Source organism: Paraburkholderia sp. CNPSo 3274 (assembly GCF_024206475.1).
Lineage (GTDB): Bacteria > Pseudomonadota > Gammaproteobacteria > Burkholderiales > Burkholderiaceae > Paraburkholderia.
Genome location: NZ_JAMBPR010000017.1, coordinates 102653 through 120911, shown reverse-complemented (window position 1 = coordinate 120911; position 18259 = coordinate 102653). Strand labels below are relative to the sequence as shown.

General features: G+C 64.3%; 16 protein-coding genes and 1 tRNA gene. 9 read left to right on the top strand and 8 right to left on the bottom strand.

Annotated features, from left to right (window positions below; all coding sequences use genetic code 11):
- Positions 1-20 precede the first annotated feature (20 nt).
- On the bottom strand, positions 21-1016 hold the full coding sequence (fmt, locus tag M3I54_RS14245) for a methionyl-tRNA formyltransferase (protein ID WP_254336845.1): 996 nt from the start codon (positions 1014-1016) through the stop codon (positions 21-23).
- Between the two features lie 93 nt (positions 1017-1109).
- Positions 1110-1613: a peptide deformylase gene (def, locus tag M3I54_RS14240; RefSeq protein ID WP_254336843.1), complete on the bottom strand. Its 504-nt coding sequence runs from the start codon at positions 1611-1613 to the stop codon at positions 1110-1112.
- Between the two features lie 284 nt (positions 1614-1897).
- Here def and dprA point away from each other — a divergent pair, with 284 nt between their 5' ends.
- From dprA to M3I54_RS14225, 3 genes are all read left to right on the top strand, one after another.
- Entirely contained in the window at positions 1898-3163 is a 1266-nt protein-coding gene (gene dprA, locus M3I54_RS14235; protein ID WP_254336841.1) for a DNA-processing protein DprA, read from the top strand.
- Between the two features lie 93 nt (positions 3164-3256).
- Positions 3257-3634: a thioredoxin family protein gene (locus M3I54_RS14230; protein WP_254336839.1), complete on the top strand. Its 378-nt coding sequence runs from the start codon at positions 3257-3259 to the stop codon at positions 3632-3634.
- Positions 3635-3890: 256 nt separating this feature from the next.
- Positions 3891-6548, top strand: coding sequence for a DNA topoisomerase III (locus M3I54_RS14225; protein WP_254336836.1), 2658 nt, complete (start codon positions 3891-3893; stop codon positions 6546-6548).
- 107 nt (positions 6549-6655) lie between these two features.
- Here M3I54_RS14225 and M3I54_RS14220 read toward each other — a convergent pair whose 3' ends face one another.
- Positions 6656-7765 carry a LysR family transcriptional regulator gene (locus M3I54_RS14220; protein ID WP_254336834.1) on the bottom strand — a complete coding sequence of 370 codons (1110 nt, stop codon included), beginning with the start codon at positions 7763-7765 and terminating at the stop codon, positions 6656-6658.
- 315 nt (positions 7766-8080) lie between these two features.
- Positions 8081-9931: a phosphoenolpyruvate carboxykinase (GTP) gene (locus M3I54_RS14215; RefSeq protein WP_254336832.1), complete on the bottom strand. Its 1851-nt coding sequence runs from the start codon at positions 9929-9931 to the stop codon at positions 8081-8083.
- A 426-nt stretch (positions 9932-10357) separates the two neighbouring features.
- Between M3I54_RS14215 and M3I54_RS14210 the strand changes: the two genes are divergently transcribed.
- Positions 10358-11371, top strand: a complete 1014-nt coding sequence (locus M3I54_RS14210; protein WP_254336830.1) for a D-2-hydroxyacid dehydrogenase family protein — start codon at positions 10358-10360, stop codon at positions 11369-11371.
- A 72-nt stretch (positions 11372-11443) separates the two neighbouring features.
- Here M3I54_RS14210 and M3I54_RS14205 read toward each other — a convergent pair whose 3' ends face one another.
- Together M3I54_RS14205 and M3I54_RS14200 are read right to left on the bottom strand one after the other, a co-directional pair.
- On the bottom strand, positions 11444-12322 hold the full coding sequence (locus M3I54_RS14205) for a patatin-like phospholipase family protein (RefSeq protein WP_254336828.1): 879 nt from the start codon (positions 12320-12322) through the stop codon (positions 11444-11446).
- A gap of 48 nt (positions 12323-12370) precedes the next feature.
- Positions 12371-12775 (bottom strand): PaaI family thioesterase, encoded by a 405-nt coding sequence (locus M3I54_RS14200; protein ID WP_254336826.1) that lies wholly within the window; start codon positions 12773-12775, stop codon positions 12371-12373.
- Between the two features lie 272 nt (positions 12776-13047).
- Here M3I54_RS14200 and M3I54_RS14195 point away from each other — a divergent pair.
- Positions 13048-13123, top strand: a tRNA-Lys gene (locus tag M3I54_RS14195).
- 70 nt (positions 13124-13193) lie between these two features.
- On the opposite strand, the gene M3I54_RS14190 is transcribed toward M3I54_RS14195, so the two are convergent.
- Both M3I54_RS14190 and M3I54_RS14185 read right to left on the bottom strand, forming a co-directional pair.
- A complete protein-coding gene (locus M3I54_RS14190; protein WP_254336824.1) occupies positions 13194-13451 on the bottom strand; it encodes a hypothetical protein in 258 nt (85 codons plus the stop codon).
- 396 nt (positions 13452-13847) lie between these two features.
- The gene (locus tag M3I54_RS14185; protein WP_069264575.1) at positions 13848-14042 is read right to left on the bottom strand and encodes a hypothetical protein; all 195 of its coding nucleotides are present in this window, start codon (positions 14040-14042) and stop codon (positions 13848-13850) included.
- Positions 14043-14371: 329 nt separating this feature from the next.
- Here M3I54_RS14185 and adh point away from each other — a divergent pair, with 329 nt between their 5' ends.
- From adh to M3I54_RS14165, 4 genes are all read left to right on the top strand, one after another.
- Positions 14372-15892 (top strand): aldehyde dehydrogenase, encoded by a 1521-nt coding sequence (gene adh / locus M3I54_RS14180; protein WP_254336822.1) that lies wholly within the window; start codon positions 14372-14374, stop codon positions 15890-15892.
- Between the two features lie 102 nt (positions 15893-15994).
- On the top strand, positions 15995-16375 hold the full coding sequence (locus M3I54_RS14175; protein WP_254336820.1) for a DUF779 domain-containing protein: 381 nt from the start codon (positions 15995-15997) through the stop codon (positions 16373-16375).
- A gap of 103 nt (positions 16376-16478) precedes the next feature.
- Positions 16479-16958 carry a GyrI-like domain-containing protein gene (locus M3I54_RS14170; RefSeq protein ID WP_254336818.1) on the top strand — a complete coding sequence of 160 codons (480 nt, stop codon included), beginning with the start codon at positions 16479-16481 and terminating at the stop codon, positions 16956-16958.
- Between the two features lie 583 nt (positions 16959-17541).
- A complete protein-coding gene (locus tag M3I54_RS14165; RefSeq protein ID WP_254336816.1) occupies positions 17542-18213 on the top strand; it encodes a SagB/ThcOx family dehydrogenase in 672 nt (223 codons plus the stop codon).
- The last annotated feature ends 46 nt before the right edge of the window (positions 18214-18259 follow it).

Here is an 18259-nt window from a genome sequence, read left to right as displayed (position 1 = left end):
GCGATAGCGCGAGCACTGGTTCAGGCCGCAGGGGCCTCGGGCAACTGAAAGCGCAGCCCCGCCGCCAGCGGCATGCCGGCCAGGAATTCGCGCGCGGGCAGCCGCTTGCCGCCCGGCTTTTGCAGCTGCGTGAGGCGCAGCGCGCCCTCGCCGCAGGCCACCACCACGCCCGCCGGGCTCACTTCGAGAATCTCGCCCGGCTCGGCGGCGGCGCCCGCTGAGCGCTCTACGGGCTCGGCGGCCCACAGCTTGAGCTGCGCGCCGTCCAGCGTGGCTGCGCCGCCCGGGAACGGGTCGAACGCGCGAATCTGCCGCGAGAGCGCCACCGCTGACCGGCGCCAGTCGAGCGCGGCTTCCTGCTTGCCGATCTTTTCGGCGTAAGTCGCACCTTCTGCCGGCTGCGGCGTGGCGGGCAGCGCGCCGTCGCGCTCGAGCGCGACGAGCCCATCCACGATCAGCTTCGCGCCGAGTTGCGCAAGGCGGTCGTGCAGCGTCCCCGTGGTGTCGCCCGGCGCGATTGGCGTGCGCACCTCGGAGATCATCGGACCCGTGTCGAGCCCCGCGTCCATCTGCATGAGCGTGATGCCGGTTTCGGCGTCGCCGGCTTCGATCGCGCGATGAATCGGCGCCGCGCCGCGCCAGCGCGGCAGGATAGATCCATGGATGTTGATGCAGCCGCGCGGCGGGATTTCCAGCACTTCCTGCGGCAGCAACAGCCCATAGGCTGCGACCACCATCACGTCGTGCGGCGTGGCGCGCAGCAGGTCCAGCGCCGCGGCGGCTTCCTGCGGATACTTGCCCGTACGGCGCAGCGATGACGGCTGGGCAACGGCCATGCCGTGCTCCTGCGCATAGCGCTTGACCGGGCTTGCCTGGAGCTTCATGCCACGGCCTGCCGGGCGGTCCGGCTGGGTCAGGACGAGTGGCACGGCAAAGCCCGCTTCGTGAATCGCAGCGAGCGCCGCGGCGGCGAATTCCGGCGTGCCGGCGAAGATGACGCGAAGGGTGTGGCTCATGGGCGCTCGGTGCGTGGCGGCGGGTTGATGAAGAAAGAGACGGCGCGGCGTACTACGGTCAAGGCGACGATCGAATCGACGATCAGATCGCGATTACATCGCGCGTTCGAGCTTCTTCATCTTGCTCCGGATGCGCGTCTGCTTGAGCGACGAGAGGTATTCGACGAACACCTTGCCCATCAGGTGATCCATTTCGTGCTGGATGCACACCGCGAGCAGCCCTTCGCAGTCGATCTCGTAGGTCTCGCCCTTTTCGTTCATCGCGCGCACGCGCACCTTTTCCGCGCGCTCGACTTCGTCGTAGATGCCCGGCACTGAAAGACAGCCTTCCTCATGCACTTCGCGCTCGGCGCTCGACCAGATGATCTCCGGGTTGATGAACACGCGCAGCTCATCGTGCGCGTCGGAAACGTCGATCACCACGACGCGCTCATGCACGTCGACCTGGGTGGCCGCGAGACCGACGCCCGGCGCGCCGTACATGGTTTCGGCCATGTCGGCGACCAGTTTGCGGATGCGGTCGTTGACCACCTCGACCGGCTTCGCGACCTTGTGCAAACGCTTGTCCGGGTAATGAAGAATGTTCAGTAGAGCCATGATTTAACGGGTTTCTCGATGGGCGCCTGATTGAGCCAGGAACAGGGAACGATGCGCGGCCTGGCCATTCGACCAGCTTGCGGGTCCGGTGCCGGATACGGAGGATATCTCCTCATATTCGGACGAAAGGGCCGCAATTCAACGTTGAACACGCTGTCGCCCGTGTGAATGCGCTGCGCCAGAAGGCGTGCGGGCAATGCCACGGATAAGGACGCCACGGTGTATTTCGGATGGTGAAAATTTTATCACGAGGTGCGGCAAACCGTCCGCGCCGGGGAAACGCAATGCCGACGACCTTGCCGCTGTCTCCCGAAGAACTGGCCGACTGGCTGCGCCTCGCCCTCGCGCGCGGCCTGAGGCCCACTGCGTTGCGTGCGCTGCTCGGCGCGTTCGGCCTGCCTCAAAACGTGCTGGCCCAGCCGTTCACCGCACTCGCCGCGGTGGCCGGTGCGCAAGCCGCACATGCCGCACTGGCCGAGCCCCGCCCTGACTTCGCAGCACGACTCGAAGCCCTGCAGGCGTGGCTCGCGGCGTCCGGCAACGCGCTCATCACGCTTGCCGACCCGGCCTATCCGGGCCGCCTGCTCGATATGCCCGATCCACCGCCGCTGCTCTACGCAAAGGGCCGGCTCGAACTGCTCCACGCACGCGCAGTAGCCGTCGTGGGCAGCCGCAACGCCACGCCGCAGGCCGTCGAAGACGCCGCGCGCTTCGCGCGCACACTCGCCGCGTCGGGTCTCACGGTCGTCTCGGGGCTCGCGCTCGGCGTGGACGGCGCCGCGCATCGCGGCGCGCTCCACGAACATGGCGGCACCGTCGCCGTGATCGGCACCGGCGCGGATCTCGTCTATCCCCCGGCCCATCACCCACTCGCCACGGAGATCGCCGCACACGGCGCGCTCGTCTCCGAATGGCCGCTTGGCACCCCGGCGCGCTCCGCGAACTTTCCACAGCGCAACCGCGTGATTGCCGCGCTCGTCGAAGGCGTGGTGGTGGTCGAGGCCGCACAACGTTCCGGCTCGCTCATCACGGCAAGGCTCGCCAACGAAATGGGACGCGACGTATTCGCGTTGCCCGGTTCGATTCACGCGCCGCTCACGCGTGGCTGCCACGGGCTCATCAAGCAGGGCGCACAGCTGGTCGAAACGCCCGAAGAGGTGCTCGACGCACTGAACGTCGGGCCACCCTCGGGTGCCAGGCGCGCGCTCGCGTCGCGGCGGGGGCAATGCCGCCAGAAGGTCTCGATTCCCTTCGGTCACATGCAGCGCGACGACGACGCAAGCGAGACGCCACTGCTAGCGCCCGAAAGCCCACGTTCCGAGCCACCGCGTGCGAATCGTGCTAAAGCACGAAAATCGCCCGCAAGTCTTGGCGCCGAAGCCCGGCGCCTGCTCGAAGCGCTCGGTCACGCACCGGCCACGGTTGAAATCCTCGCACAGCGCACCGACATGACCGAAGCGGTGCTGCAAGGCACGCTGCTGCAACTCGAACTCGCGGGACACCTCGACGCCCTGCCGGGCGGCTGGTTCGTGCGGGCCTCGCGCGCCTGATGCCGCGGATTGGGAGAGCATCACCGCCCGCGCCGCCGTGATACATTCGCGCCAAATACCCGCTCTATATATAAGAGAACGCAAGGAACCACCATGCCCGCGCTAGACCTCGACACCGACGCCGATCAGATCGCCGAACGCGTCAGCGACCAGGACACGCTGTTCGTCGCGTGCCTGTGCGCGCAATGGTGCGGGACGTGCCGCGACTACCGCGCCACGTTCGACCGCATCGCCGAGGCGCATCCCGATGTCTGCTTTGCGTACATCGACATCGAAACCCATGCCGACCGCTTCGACGATCTCGATGTCGAGAATTTCCCGACCATCCTGATCGAAGACGGTCACGCCACGCGCTTTTTCGGCACGGTCCTGCCGCACGCCGCCGTGGTCGAGCGCATGCTCTCGGACCTCACAGCGCTGCCGGGCGTGTCCGATGCGCCCAAGCTGCGCCCCGCCCTGACTGCGGTTTGAGCGCAACCAGCATCTGGCCCCGATCAGAAGCGCCGCTTGCCGCACGACCTGGCGCGCCCTTATGATTGGGCGCCCTGGCGGGTGCGCGGGTGTTGTCATGAGATGACGCAAAAATCGACGCCGGCGCGCCATGTGCTATAAAGCGGTCGAGAACGGCCCCCCGAGCGGGGCAGCAACGCGGGCATCGCGCCCAAGCGCCCATTCAGGCGGCATCGGCCCCGGGGCGCCAACCGGATACACCCACAAGCAACCAGTCATGTCCAAAGCTCTGATCATCGCCGAGAAGCCATCCGTCGCGAACGACATCGCGCGCGCGCTGGGCGGTTTTACCAAGCATGACGAGTACTACGAGAGCGACGACTACGTGCTCTCGTCGGCGGTCGGCCATCTGCTCGAAATCGCAGCGCCGGAAGAATACGAGGTCAAGCGCGGCAAGTGGAGCTTTGCTCACCTGCCCGTGATCCCGCCGCACTTCGACCTGAACCCGATCGCCAAGAGCGAATCGCGGCTCAAGGTGCTCAACAAGCTGATGAAGCGCAAGGACGTCACGCAGCTCATCAACGCCTGCGACGCGGGGCGCGAGGGCGAGCTGATCTTCCGCCTCATCGCGCAGCACGCAAAGGCGAAGCAGCCGGTCCAGCGCCTGTGGCTCCAGTCGATGACGCCGCAGGCGATCCGCGACGGCTTCGCGAACCTGCGCAGCGACCACGACATGCAGCCGCTCGCCGACGCCGCCCGCTGCCGCTCGGAAGCCGACTGGCTCGTCGGCATCAACGGCACGCGCGCGATGACCGCCTTCAACAGCAAGGGCGGTGGCTTCTTCCTCACGACGGTTGGCCGCGTTCAGACGCCAACGTTGTCGATCGTCGTTGAACGCGAAGAGAAAATCCGCCGTTTCATCCCGCGCGATTATTGGGAAGTGCGTGCGGAGTTCGTCTGCGCGGGCGGTTTCTATGAAGGCCGCTGGTACGACCCGAAATTCAAGAGGGACGAGTTCGATCCGGAAAAGCGCGATTCGCGCCTCTGGAGCCTGCCGGCTGCCGAGACGATCGTCGCCGCCTGCCACGGCCGCGAAGGCACGGTCAGCGAAGAATCGAAGCCGTCCACCCAGCTCTCGCCCGCGCTCTTCGACCTGACGAGCCTGCAGCGTGAAGCCAACGGCCGCTTCGGCTTCTCGGCGAAGAACACGCTAGGCCTCGCCCAGGCGTTGTACGAAAAGCACAAGGTGCTCACCTATCCGCGTACCGACGCGCGCGCGCTGCCCGAGGACTATCTCGAAACGGTCAAGCACACGCTCGAGATGCTCAAGGAGAGCAACAACTACCTGCCGCACGCCAAGCAGGTGCTCGACAAGGGCTGGGTGAAGCCAAACAAGCGTATTTTCGACAATTCGAAGATCAGCGACCACTTCGCCATCATCCCCACGCTGCAGGCGCCGAAGTCGCTCTCGGAGCCCGAACAGAAGCTGTACGACCTCGTCGTGAAGCGCTTCCTCGCCGTGTTTTTCCCGGCGGCGGAATATCGCGTCACCACGCGTATCACCGAAGTCGCAGGACATCACTTCAAGACCGAAGGCAAGGTGCTGGTCGAGCCGGGCTGGCTGCAGGTCTATGGCCGCGACGCGGGCGGCGACGACGCCAACCTCGTGCCGGTGAAGAAGGACGAGAAGGTCAAGACCGACAAGATCGCGGCGCATCAGCTCGTGACCAAGCCGCCTGCGCGCTACAACGAAGCGACGCTGCTCTCGGCCATGGAAGGCGCGGGCAAGCTCGTGGACGACGAAGAGCTGCGCGAGGCCATGGCCGCCAAGGGCCTTGGCACGCCGGCCACGCGCGCGGCAATCATCGAAGGTCTGCTCGGCGAAAAGTATCTCGTGCGCGAAGGCCGCGAACTGATCCCTACGGCCAAAGCGTTCCAGCTCATGACGCTGCTGCGGGGTCTCGACGTGAAAGAACTCACCGCGCCGGAACTCACTGGCGAATGGGAGTACAAGCTTTCGCAGATGGAGCGCGGCAAGCTCCCGCGTGACGCGTTCATGCAGGAAATCGCCCGCATGACGCAGACCATCGTGAAGCGCGCGAAGGAATACGACTCGGACACGATCCCCGGCGACTACGCGACGCTTCAAACGCCGTGCCCGAATTGCGGCGGCCAGGTGAAGGAAAACTACCGCCGCTTCGCATGCACGAAGTGCGAGTTCTCGATCTCGAAGATTCCGGGCGGCCGTCAGTTCGAAATCCCCGAAGTGGAAGAGCTGCTGCAGAACAAGACGATCGGCCCGCTCTCGGGCTTCCGCAGCAAGATGGGCCGGCCGTTCTCCGCCATCCTCAAGCTCTCGTTCGACGACGAAATCAAGAACTACAAGCTCGAGTTCGATTTCGGCCAGGACTCTGGCGCTGAAGATGGCGAAGTGCCCGACTTCTCGGAGCAGGAGCCGGTGGGCGCATGCCCGAAGTGCAAGGGCCGCGTGTACGAGCACGGCATGAGCTACGTGTGCGAGCACTCGGTTGCCAATCCGAAGAGCTGCGACTTCCGCTCGGGCAAGGTGATCCTTCAGCAGGAGATCACGCGCGACCAGATGGCCAAGCTGCTGGCCGAAGGCCGCACCGACTTGCTGACGAACTTCAAATCGTCGCGTACGGGCCGCAACTTCAAGGCTTTCCTCGTCAAGCAGCCGGACGGCAAGATCGGCTTCGAGTTCGAGAAGAAGGAGCCGAGTGCGAAGACGGCGGCCAAAACGGCCGCGAAGAAATCGGCCGCATCGGCTGAAGCAGACGATGCCGCGAACGACGCGGCGGATTCGGCTGAAGAAGGCAAGGCGGCGAAGCCCGCGCGCAAGACGGCGGCCGCCAAAGCCGCACCGGCGCGCAAGACCGCCGCCCGCAAGACGCCGGCGCGCAAGACAGGGTCGTAAGCGGTCCTTTCTCGGGCCGTCGGCGGCCCGAGCACAGCCAGACAAAAAGGCGCAGCTTCTCACGAAGCTGCGCCTTTTTTATCGACCGATGAACGGTGATATCAGGCTTATAGCGGCGAGATCGCCGAAGTCCGGGTGCGTGCTGCCGAAGCGCGCGCGGCTTTCGGTGCGCGCTCGCCGTCCATGCCGTTGTGCTCGCCGTCATGCAGGCTCCCGCCCTGCACGGGCTGCGCGCCATCGTAGTCCTCGCTCGCAACGCCATTGCGAGCCGCTACTGCCGGACGCGCGAGGCCGTCCTTGACCCACTGCTCGCCGAGCTGGCTGTTCGGCGTCTGGCTGAAGTGCTCGACGAGGTGGTCGATGAACGTGCGCACCTTGGCCGGCAGGTGACGGCGGCTCGGATACGCGACGTTGATCTCCACCTGCGGCAGACGATAGTCGCCAAGCAACCGCACGAGGCGCCCGCGCGTCATGTCGCGGCCAATCAGGTAGCTCGGCAGGATCGCGATGCCCATGCCGAGCAGCGCGAACTGGCGCAGCATCTCGGTGTTGTTCGCCACGATCACGTTGGTCGGGCGCACGCGGACTTCGCCGTCCGGCCCCGTGAAAACGCGCTCGTCACCCCAGTACTCGGAGGGCAGCGAGAGGCTCGGGTGCTCCATGAGGTGCTCGGGGCGCGTGGGCGTGCCGTGCTTTTCGAGGTACGCCGGCGTGGCGCACACGGTCATGCAACCCGTGGTGAGGCGGCGCGTGACGATGCTGGCGCTGCGCATCTGGCGCGCGGTCACGACGCCCAGATCGAAGCCTTCTTCGACGAGATCGACCTGACGGTCCACCAGCGTGACGTCGGGAATGACCTGCGGATAGCGCTGCGTGTACGTCTGCAGCACCGGAGCGAGGTTGTGGAGCCCGAACACGACCGGCGCGACGATGCGCAGCGTGCCGACGGGTTCGTGATTGCGCGCGACGACCATCTGTTCGACATCCTCGAGCTCATCGAGAATCTGGCGGGCGCGCTCGAGATAGACCTGACCCGATTCGGTCAGGGAGAGACTGCGGGTCGTGCGATTGAGCAGACGCGTGCCGAGTCGACCTTCGAGGTCGGCAACGTGCCGCGTCGCAACCGCATTGGAAATATCCATCGCAGAAGCGGCCCGGGCGAAACTGCCGAGGTCGGCCACTTTGACAAATACTCGCATCGACTGCAAATGATCCATGAGACAACTCCTGCCTGTTACTACCCCGCTGTTAATCAGCGGAGGAAACCGCGAATTCTCCTACGACAGCAGAAATCGTGCAGAAGTTGCCTCCGAAGCCCCTATTTTCTTTACGAATTCTTCGACTGCACCCCAAAACGCATCAACAGAGGTCCGATTGTTACCTCGAACGAAACAATTTTGCGCATCGCAGCGAAATAACCATTCAAGCGCCGAACAGACGGGCCTCTGCACCGCACCAATGCATTCGACCCCGGAAATAAAAATGGCCGCCCGAAGGCGGCCATTCAGTTAGCGAGCACTCACGTCACAGGATTACAGACGTGCTTCCAGCGTCTTGCGGGCGTCCTTCAACACTTCTGGCAAGCCATGAGCGAGTTTCTCGAACAGCTCGGCGTGCAGCGCGAGTTCGGCGCGCCAGGCGTCGGCGTCCACCGAAATCACCTGCTCGAACTGCGCCTGCGTGAAGTTCAGGCCGCTCCAGTCGAGATCGCCGTAGCGCGGCGACACGCCGAATGCGTGCTCGTCGCCCGTGGCCTTGCCCTCGATGCGGCGCACCATCCACTCCAGCACGCGCATGTTCTCGCCGAAGCCCGGCCACACGAACTTGCCGTCAGGCCCCTTGCGGAACCAGTTCACGCAGAAGATGCGCGGCACCGTCGCGCTGGCCCTGGCGAGGCGTTCGCCCACGTCGAGCCAATGGCCGAAGTAGTTGGCCATGTTGTAGCCGCAGAACGGCAGCATCGCGAACGGATCGCGGCGCACCACGCCCTGCTGCCCCGCTGCCGCCGCCGTGGTCTCCGAGCCCATGGTCGCGGCCATGTAGACGCCCTCGGTCCAGTCGCGCGCCTCGGTCACGAGCGGCACCGTGGTCGAACGGCGGCCGCCGAAGATGAACGCATCGATGGCCACGCCCTTGGGGTTCTCCCACTCGGGATCGATCGACGGGCACTGCGACGCGGGCGCCGTGAAGCGCGCATTCGGATGCGCGGCCTTGCAGCCGGTTTCCTTGCCGATGGCGGGCGTCCAGTCGTTGCCCAGCCAGTCGATCGCGTGCGCGGGCGGCTCGTCGGTCATGCCTTCCCACCAGACGTCGCCGTCATCGGTGAGCGCGACGTTCGTAAAGATCACGTTCTCCTTGAGCGTCGCCATGGCGTTGAAATTGGTCTTCTCACCGGTGCCCGGCGCCACGCCGAAGTAGCCCGCCTCCGGATTGATCGCGTAGAGGCGGCCATCGGCGCCGGGCTTGATCCACGCAATATCGTCGCCGATCGTGGTGATTTCCCAGCCGTTCATGGCGGGCGGCGGAATCAGCATGGCGAAATTGGTCTTGCCGCACGCCGACGGGAACGCCGCCGCGACGTGGTACTTGCGGCCTTCCGGCGAACGCACGCCGAGAATCAGCATGTGCTCGGCGAGCCAGCCTTCGTCGCGGCCCATGGTCGAAGCGATGCGCAGCGCGAAGCACTTCTTGCCGAGCAGCGCATTGCCGCCGTAACCGGAGCCATAGCTCCAGATCTCGCGTGTTTCCGGAAAGTGGACGATGTACTTCGTCTTGTTGCACGGCCACGGCACGTCCTTCTCGCCCGCCGCGAGCGGCGCGCCTACGCTGTGCACGCACGGCACGAACGCGCCGTCTTCGCCGAGCACGTCGTACACGGCGCGGCCCATGCGCGTCATGATGCGCATGTTCACGGCCACGTAGGGGCTATCGGAAAGCTCCACGCCGATATGCGCGATGGGCGAGCCGAGCGGGCCCATCGAGAACGGCACGACGTACATCGTGCGGCCGCGCATCGAGCCTGCGAACAGGCCGTCGAGCGTCGCCCGCATTTCGGCAGGCGCGACCCAGTTGTTGGTGGGGCCGACATCCTCCTTGGTGGGCGAGCAGATAAAGGTGCGGTCTTCCACGCGCGCGACGTCCGACGGCTCGGAGCACGCGAGATACGAATTCGGGCGCTTCTGCGGATTGAGGCGGCGCATCGTGCCGGCCTCGACCATCTGCGCACACAGGCGGTCGTATTCTTCCTGGGAGCCGTCGCACCACACGATGCGATCCGGCTGCGTGTGCGCTGCGATTTTCTGCACCCAATTGATCAGTTTCCGGTGCCTGACCCAGGCGGGCACCTGCGCGGCGGCCTGGGCTTGGTAATCGGGATGGTTCATCGAGCTGTCTCCATTTTTAGGGCTGTAAAAAGGGAATCGGCCCTTTTAGACGCTGCACGCGAGAGGCGCAACTCATACGAACCGAATGTTGATGGCAGATCAACATGCGAATCGGTTCGCGCAGTTGGGCAGGTCGTCAAGGTCCTTTAGCCTGGGGTTCGAAACCGTCTGTAAAGCGGCTTGCATCGGAGCCCGACAAGCTGTTAAAAGTTGCAAATTCGCGGCTGATTACCGCGTCAATAACCTGCGTGCGTAGCCTCGGACTTGCGCAATTGCAATGCCTGCTGCTGCACGCGGCGAGCGACGTGAAGGCTCCCCATATTCATACCAGTCTTCCCGGCGCTGCATAGTGGGATAACCACCAGATGAACACCGAAGTCGCGCTACGAAAGGCGCGATGCATAACACGCAAAACAACCCGCTGCCATGAAAATTGCCATCCTTGACGACTACCAGGACGCCGTCCGCAAGCTCGACTGCTTTCAACTGCTCGCCGACCACGAGGTCAAGGTTTTCAACAACACGGTGCGCGGCCTCGGCCAGCTCGCCAGCCGCCTCGCCGAAGTCGACGCGCTCGTGCTGATTCGCGAACGCACCCGCATCACCTCGCAACTGCTCGACAAGCTCCCGCATCTGCGCATGATCAGCCAGACGGGCAAGGCCGGTCCGCACATCGACATGGAGGCCTGCACCGAGCGCGGCATCGCCGTACTCGAAGGCACCGGTTCGCCCGTCGCGCCCGCCGAACTCACGTGGGCGCTCATCATGGCCGCGCAGCGCCGCATTCCGCAGTACGTCGCCAACCTCAAGCAGGGCGCGTGGCAGCAGTCGGGCCTCAAGACCTCGGCGATGCCGCCCAACTTTGGCCTCGGCCAGGTGATGCGCGGCCAGACGCTCGGCATCTGGGGCTACGGCAAGATCGGCCGGCTCGTGGCCGGCTACGGCAAGGCGTTCGGCATGCGCGTGCTGGTGTGGGGTCGCGAGCATTCGCTCGAAGCGGCGCGTGCCGATGGCTACGAAGCCGCCGCAAGCCGCGAGGCGCTGTTCGAAGAGAGCGACGTGTTGTCGCTACATCTACGCCTGCACGATGACACTCGCGGGATCGTGAAGCAGGAAGACCTGCTGCGCATGAAGCCCACGTCGCTGCTCGTCAACACGAGCCGCGCAGAGCTGATGGAAGAAAACGCGCTCCTCGGCGCGCTCGCGCACAACCGGCCGGGCATGGTCGCGATCGACGTGTACGAGAGCGAGCCGATCCTGCAGGGCTACAGCCTGCTGCGCATGGAAAACGTAATCTGCACACCGCACATCGGCTATGTGGAGCGCGAGAGCTACGAGTTGTATTTCGGCGGGGCGTTCGGCAACATCCTCGCGTTCGACGCGGGCGAGCACGCGAGCGTCGCAAACCCCGAAGCACTGCAAGGCGGCCGCCGCAAGTAAGCACGGCCGCGCGGGGCGGCGCGCGCCGCCCCTCCCGCACTTTCCAGCTGCTCTTGATTCGGCCGCGTGCGTTCAGGCGTTCGCGGCCGCTTCCATGACCTCGGGCAAACGCGCGAGGAAACGCTCGCCGTCCACTCGGCCGAGGTTGTAGGCGTGCTGCATCTGCTGTGGGCTCGTGTAGTCCCAGCTCGAGATCGGCACCCTGGCCGACGGCTGCACGTAAAGGCGCTGCTGCACGCCCTGCGCCGCCTGATGCCGCACCACGAACATCTGCGGACGCGGATAGAGCCGCGTCACCATCACCAGCACACGGCCGGGCGTGTCATCGAGCGCGCCGACCGGCACGTTGTCGACCATGCCGCCATCGAGCACCGGGCGGCCGTCGCGCCGCAGCACCGGCGTGAACGGCGGCGTGCATGACGACTGCAGGATGAGATCGGCCAGATCCTCCACGCTCGCGCATTCCTGCGCCGTCACGAACTCCGGATGAAACCCGAGCTTGCGGCCGAGCGTGGGGTGCAGCGTCTTGCGGATGTGTTTTTCGATGTTGTACGCAATGAGACCCGCCGCCACGGCGCTGCGCGCACCGAGCCAACGCGGCACATGCGACACGCCGATGCGGATCTCAGGCGCGTCCTGAAGCTGCGTGAACGGCTCGCCGTAGATGTCGAGCAGCGCCTGGCGATAGATGCGGTAATGCGGAAACACCGACTCGCCGCGCAGCAGATTGCCCCAATAGGCGTTGCGCTTGTTGTGGCGCAGCGCTTCCTCGTAATAGCGCATGACCCAGTCGGCGTCGCGCGTGTAGAGCATGCACGCGGTGGCCGCGCCCGCCGAAATGCCCGTAATGACGCGCGGGCGAATGCGCAGCTCTGGCTGGACGATGTCCCAGAACCCCGCCTGCCACCAGCAGCGATTGCCGCCGCCAGCGAAAACCACCTGATCGAACATGCCTTCTACGTCCTTCGAAGCGACCGAAAACGATCGGAAGCGCCAAGCTTAATCGAGCAGCGCGTAAGTCGAGGTCGCGTGAACCGCCATCCGGCCGTCTTCGTCGTAGAGTTCTATTTCACCGAACACCAGATTGCGGCCCATGCGCAGCACTCGCGCCGTGACGAGCACGTCGCCCTTGCGCACCGCGCGCATGAAGTTGGTGTTCAGCGCAACGGTCGTCATGGGCTTGAAGCCGCCGAGCGCGGCCGTTATCGCGACGATCATGGCCGTATCCGCCGCCGCCATGAACACCTGGCCGCAGATCACGCCGCCCGAATGGCGCAGCTCGCCGGAAAACGGCAGGCGCAGGGTGGCGCTGTCTTCCGCGACCTCGACGGGTTTCATCCCGAGCGCGCGCACCCACGGGGCCAGCACGCGCTCCAGCAGCGCGTCGATTGCGTTGTCGTCCATCGTTTTGCCTTTGTGGATTGCCGTGCGACGATTCCAGCCGATTGCAACGAGGCTCAGCCAACTTCGGCGAACAGGCGGCGCACAGCGACTGGCTTGAAATCTGGCTTGACGCCAGGAGTGGCGACATCATACCGGGACAGCACGGCCCTCGCGCTAAAGGCCCAAACGGCTGCGCAGACGGGGCTTGCGCCGCATCGACAAACTATTTTCAGGAAATTGACAGAGGGGGCTTGCCAAGTCCCAAAAAGTCCTGCATAATTTCGCTTCTGTTGGGGGCGTTAGCTCAGTTGGTAGAGCAGCGGACTCTTAATCCGTAGGTCGAGTGTTCGAGTCACTCACGCCCCACCAGCGAATTCAGCCAAAAAGCCCGATCCTTGCGATCGGGCTTTTTGCATTTCTCCGCGGCCACGGGCCTGGGTTACTTCGCGCGCCTCACGTGACGCGACGCCTGCTTAGGGCGCGGCAGCCAGCGGCCGAGCGCCTCGAAGCCGTCGAGCTGGCGCAGCAGCGTGTCGACGGTCGAAAGCTGAACGTGAGTCAGATGGTTTTGCTTTAGAAGCGCGTGCAGGCGCTTGCGCCAGTACGCGACACCCATCACCGGCATCTCGAAATCGCCAGCCAGCGACGGCGGCATCACGCGCGCGATGTGCGCGATTTCCTGTTCGACGAATGTCATGGCTTTCCCCGTTGGTCCTGCCGTGGTTTCTTATCGTATGAAGCACTGTAAGACGCTCCGGGGCGCTCGCCAGCCTACCCGTATGGATAGGTAACAAATAGTCCGACTAAAGGGGGATGGAAGCCGCTGAAGCCAGCGCCTCGCCGCCCGACGCGCGCGCTTCGCCGTTCGTCGGCAGCCCGGTCATTCACTTTCCACGCTCGCCACGTCCGTAACGGCATAGGCGGCGAAAAAATTCGGAATCCAAACAATCGAACTCCGATCCGCAGGTCTCGCTTTTCGGACTCTTTCCCATAGATTTTTTTGACTAGATGCGTCGGTGCGCTCGTCACGACGCTCCTAGTCCTGCTCCTGGTCTGGCTGCATATTCCGCCCAGATCCTCTAGCCGCCAGCGCTCAGAGGAAAGGCTTGCCGTCCACCTGCTCATAGACGACGTTGCCATCGTCGTCTTCGAACTGCTCCAGGTAGTTACGGGCGCCGCACAGTGGACACCGGAACAAGGGCCCCTGCCCTTCGTTCTTGATCACCACCTCGCTCTGTTCCCACGGGGTGCCGCACGACTGGTTGCGGCAAACGAATGTACTCGACATGCAGACTCTCCTGACTGTTACGGGTGCAAAGCCTACAGCAAGTGCGGCCCGCGCGCCGCAAATCTCCGAGTCCCGCCGATATTCCGCTCCCGGGCTGTTCACTTCTTGAGCAGTTGCCCACCCTTCTGTTCCGGCCTGACGCAATCCTTTCGCCGCCCTGAAGGCTCGCGCGCCGCGCATTCCGGCGACATGCACGCGCCGGGCCGCGACCGCCCGCCAGCGCGCCGCTGCGCCGCCGCGCTGGCATGGTTCTCGCGTTAGCGTGCCGCGGTAGCGCGGCCTCGCCGCGTCCATCCATATCGAGATCGAGAACACAGAGGAGCACGCAGATGAATCACGCGGACATGCAATTCCTGACCACCGAATTCCCGTACAAGAAGCAGTATGGCAACTTCATCGGCGGCGAGTGGGTGGCGCCGCTAGGCGGCGAGTATTTCGACGACATCTCGCCGATTACCGGTCACGCGTTCACGTCCATTCCGCGCTCTCGCGAAGCCGACGTCGAACTCGCGCTCGACGCCGCACACAAAGCCAAAGCCGCATGGGGCAGCACCTCGCCCACCGAGCGCGCCAACATTCTGAACCGCATTGCCGATCGCATCGAGCAGAACCTCCACAAGCTCGCCGTGGCCGAGACGATCGACAACGGCAAGCCGCTGCGCGAAACGCTCGCCGCCGACATCCCGCTCGCCGCCGACCACTTCCGCTATTTCGCGGGCTGCGTGCGCGCGCAGGAAGGCGGCATCTCCGAGATCGATCACGATACGGTCGCGTATCACTTCCATGAGCCGCTGGGCGTGGTCGGCCAGATCATTCCGTGGAATTTCCCGATTCTCATGGCCGCCTGGAAGCTCGCGCCGGCGCTCGCGGCCGGCAACTGCGTGGTGCTCAAACCCGCCGAGCAGACGCCCGCGTCGTTTCTCGTACTCACCGAACTCATCCAGGACCTGCTGCCGGCCGGCGTGCTCAACGTGGTGAACGGCTTCGGCCTCGAGGCCGGCAAGCCGCTCGCCTCGAACAAGCGCATCGCGAAGATCGCCTTCACGGGCGAAACCACCACGGGCCGCCTCATCATGCAGTACGCGAGCCAGAACATCATTCCCGTGACACTGGAGCTGGGCGGCAAGAGCCCGAACATCTTCTTCGCCGACGTGCTCGACCACGACGACAGTTATTTCGACAAGGCGCTCGAAGGCTTCGCGATGTTTGCGCTCAACCAGGGCGAGGTGTGCACGTGCCCGTCGCGCGTGCTCATCGACGAGAAGATCTATGACCGCTTCATGGAGCGTGCGCTCAAGCGCGTAGCGGCGATCCAGCAGGGCCACCCGCTCGACACGAAGACGATGATCGGCGCGCAGGCCTCGCAGGAGCAGCTCGAGAAGATCCTCTCGTATATCGACCTCGGCAAGCAGGAAGGCGCGCAATGCCTGATTGGCGGCGAGCGCAACAACCTCGCCGGCGAACTCGGTGACGGTTATTACGTGAAGCCCACCGTCTTCCGCGGCCACAACAAGATGCGCATCTTCCAGGAGGAAATTTTCGGACCCGTGGTGTCCGTTACGACCTTCAAGACCGAAGAGGAAGCACTGGAAATCGCCAACGACACGCTCTACGGCCTCGGCGCAGGCGTGTGGACGCGCGACGGCACGCGTGCCTACCGCTTCGGCCGCGCGATCCAGGCGGGGCGCGTATGGACCAACTGCTACCACGCTTACCCGGCGCACGCGGCGTTTGGCGGCTACAAGCAGTCGGGCATCGGGCGCGAGAACCACAAGATGATGCTCGACCATTACCAGCAGACGAAGAACCTGCTCGTGAGCTATAGCGACCAGCCGCTCGGGTTCTTCTGATCGCACTGCGTGCCCTGTGGGTCGCGCGCGGCGTTTTGCGGTCAAAGGCCGCTGCCGCGCGCGACGCCTCCTTCGTTGCATCTTGAGAGGAAGCATCACAACATGGTCGAACGCGTTACCGCCACGCCGGCCGCACTCGCGCTGATCGAACAGTTGGCTCGCGAGCACGGCTCCCTGCTCTTTCACCAGTCGGGCGGCTGCTGCGACGGCAGCGCGCCCATGTGCTTTTCCGCCGGCGAGTTCATGGTCGGCAATGCCGACGTGCAGTTGGGAGAAATCGGCGGGATGCCGTTCTATATGACGGAGGTGCAGTTTGAGTACTGGCAGCACACCCAGCTCATCATCGACGCCGTGCCAGGCAACGGCGGCATGTTTTCGCTCGAACGACCCACGGGCCTGCGCTTTCTCACGCGCTCGCGGCTCTACGACGACGAAGAGAACGCGTGGCTTGAGGCGCATCCGGTGACACGCGTGAGTTTGTGAGGCTCGAGCGCCCGGCACGCCAAGGGCGTCTCACACAGCGCGGTGCTATCTTGGTTCGCAGGCGCCGCGCAATCGCGCGGCCATCGCACCCGGAGACGCCATCATGCAAAACCACGACGTGAAGCTCCTCACCCTCGAGCCGATGGACCTGCTCGCCGTCAGCCACGTGGGTCCGTACATGAAGATCGGCGACGCGTTCTACACGCTCGCGCAATGGCTCGGCGAGCGCAACGTGCGCACGTCGGGCGCGAAGATGGTTGGCATTTATTACGACGATCCCAATACGGTCGAAGAGTCGAAGCTGCGCTCGAAAGCGGCGCTGCATCTGGGGCACGAAACCGACATGGAGATCGGGGCGCCTGTTGAGAAGTTCCAGCTGCGCGGCGGCGAGCACGCGATGATGCTGCACAAGGGGCCGTATCAAGGGCTCGGCCAGGCGTGGATGTGGTTTTACAACGAAGGATTGCAGAAGCTCGGACGCAAGCCTGACTTTTCGGCGCCATCGTTCGAGGTTTATCTGAATACGCCCGATGAGGCGACGCCGGATGACCTGAAGACGGAGCTTTATATCCCGCTCGCATGAGGCGCGCGATTCGCACGGTTTGAACGATGCCGCCGGGACGTTTTCCAGCGGCATCTTCGTTTCCGATGCGAGGGTTCTAAGGTTTTAATAACGTATGTATACGTAAACGTAGTAATAGTTAACAAGCCCCTGGGTATTCTGTGGATAACCGTGGAAAACCATTGGGTAAACAAGGCTGTGGAAAAAACATAACCTTGCGGGCGTTAACGGGACAACGCGCGGCAGCTGCTGGCAACTTTTCCACACTCTACGCGCAGCCGAAGTTATCCCCAATTCATGCACAGTGATTTCCAGGGGTTTTCCGGGGGTTATCCGCTGGGGCCTGTGGACAGTGCAGGGCGCGAATTCCCGCAGTCTTCCAGCCGAAAAAATAGCGCCACCAAGGGCGCTTTTTCGCGGGTGAAAATCGCGATATTGAATCGGACCTCGCAATCCCGAATTTACGGTCTATAACTTTTGCCAGTGGGCCAGCAAGGTGACTGTTGATCGAATTGCGCTATGGCCCGAGTGTCGCTCGAAAACCTGAAATAGTGAGAATCGCGAAGGCCATGCAGGCCTGCTCCGTCACTCATGGAGGCGCCGGATGAAACGCCGTGAATTGCTGGCTGCGCTGGCTGCGGGCGCAATTACCCAGGTTTCCACCGGTCACGCTCAGGAGAGCCCGGCGAAGTACGCCAAAGAAATCGCACTGCCTAAGGCCAAAATCTCCGGCGCGGTCTCTCTCGAGGATGCCATCCAGCGGCGCAGGTCGGTACGCACCTTCCGGTCCGACCCGCTGCCTGTCGAGACCATCGGCCAACTGCTGTGGGCCGGCCAGGGCGTCACCAGCCCGGACGGCAAGCGCGCGGCGCCTTCGGCCGGCGCTTTGTATGCGCTTGAACTTTACGCGGTGACCCCCGCGGAGGTGATGCACTACCTGCCTCACGGCCACCGGGCCGAGACGCGCGCTACGCCCGATATGCGCCCCCAGCTAAAAGCGCTTTCGCTCAACCAGGCATCTGTCGGTGCGGCGCCGGCCTTGATCGTGGTGGCTGCCGATCCGGGCCGACTCACCCAGAGGTACGGCGCGAGAGCCAGTGTGTATAGCGACCTCGAGGCCGGGCACGCCGCCCAGAACATGCTGTTACAGGCTGTTGCGCTCGGGCTGGTCGCCGTGCCCGTGGGCGCGGTCGATGGGCCGCAGGCAGCCCAGGCGCTCGGTTTGCCTTCCGGGCAGAGCGTCGTCTATGTCATCCCGGTGGGCTTTGCGGTATGAATTGCGGCGTGAGGCAGTACAAAAAACAAACGCCCGGTTTCCCGGG

Bases quoted from the DNA above. Each gene is read 5' to 3' on its own strand.
- fmt (WP_254336845.1), bottom strand. From the start codon at position 1,016: ATGAGCCACACCCTTCGCGTCATCTTCGCCGGCACGCCGGAATTCGCC.
- def (WP_254336843.1), bottom strand. From the start codon at position 1,613: ATGGCTCTACTGAACATTCTTCATTACCCGGACAAGCGTTTGCACAAG.
- dprA (WP_254336841.1), top strand. From the start codon at position 1,898: ATGCCGACGACCTTGCCGCTGTCTCCCGAAGAACTGGCCGACTGGCTG.
- M3I54_RS14230 (WP_254336839.1), top strand. From the start codon at position 3,257: ATGCCCGCGCTAGACCTCGACACCGACGCCGATCAGATCGCCGAACGC.
- M3I54_RS14225 (WP_254336836.1), top strand. From the start codon at position 3,891: ATGTCCAAAGCTCTGATCATCGCCGAGAAGCCATCCGTCGCGAACGAC.
- M3I54_RS14220 (WP_254336834.1), bottom strand. From the start codon at position 7,765: ATGGATCATTTGCAGTCGATGCGAGTATTTGTCAAAGTGGCCGACCTC.
- M3I54_RS14215 (WP_254336832.1), bottom strand. From the start codon at position 9,931: ATGAACCATCCCGATTACCAAGCCCAGGCCGCCGCGCAGGTGCCCGCC.
- M3I54_RS14210 (WP_254336830.1), top strand. From the start codon at position 10,358: ATGAAAATTGCCATCCTTGACGACTACCAGGACGCCGTCCGCAAGCTC.
- M3I54_RS14205 (WP_254336828.1), bottom strand. From the start codon at position 12,322: ATGTTCGATCAGGTGGTTTTCGCTGGCGGCGGCAATCGCTGCTGGTGG.
- M3I54_RS14200 (WP_254336826.1), bottom strand. From the start codon at position 12,775: ATGGACGACAACGCAATCGACGCGCTGCTGGAGCGCGTGCTGGCCCCG.
- M3I54_RS14190 (WP_254336824.1), bottom strand. From the start codon at position 13,451: ATGACATTCGTCGAACAGGAAATCGCGCACATCGCGCGCGTGATGCCG.
- M3I54_RS14185 (WP_069264575.1), bottom strand. From the start codon at position 14,042: ATGTCGAGTACATTCGTTTGCCGCAACCAGTCGTGCGGCACCCCGTGG.
- adh (WP_254336822.1), top strand. From the start codon at position 14,372: ATGAATCACGCGGACATGCAATTCCTGACCACCGAATTCCCGTACAAG.
- M3I54_RS14175 (WP_254336820.1), top strand. From the start codon at position 15,995: ATGGTCGAACGCGTTACCGCCACGCCGGCCGCACTCGCGCTGATCGAA.
- M3I54_RS14170 (WP_254336818.1), top strand. From the start codon at position 16,479: ATGCAAAACCACGACGTGAAGCTCCTCACCCTCGAGCCGATGGACCTG.
- M3I54_RS14165 (WP_254336816.1), top strand. From the start codon at position 17,542: ATGAAACGCCGTGAATTGCTGGCTGCGCTGGCTGCGGGCGCAATTACC.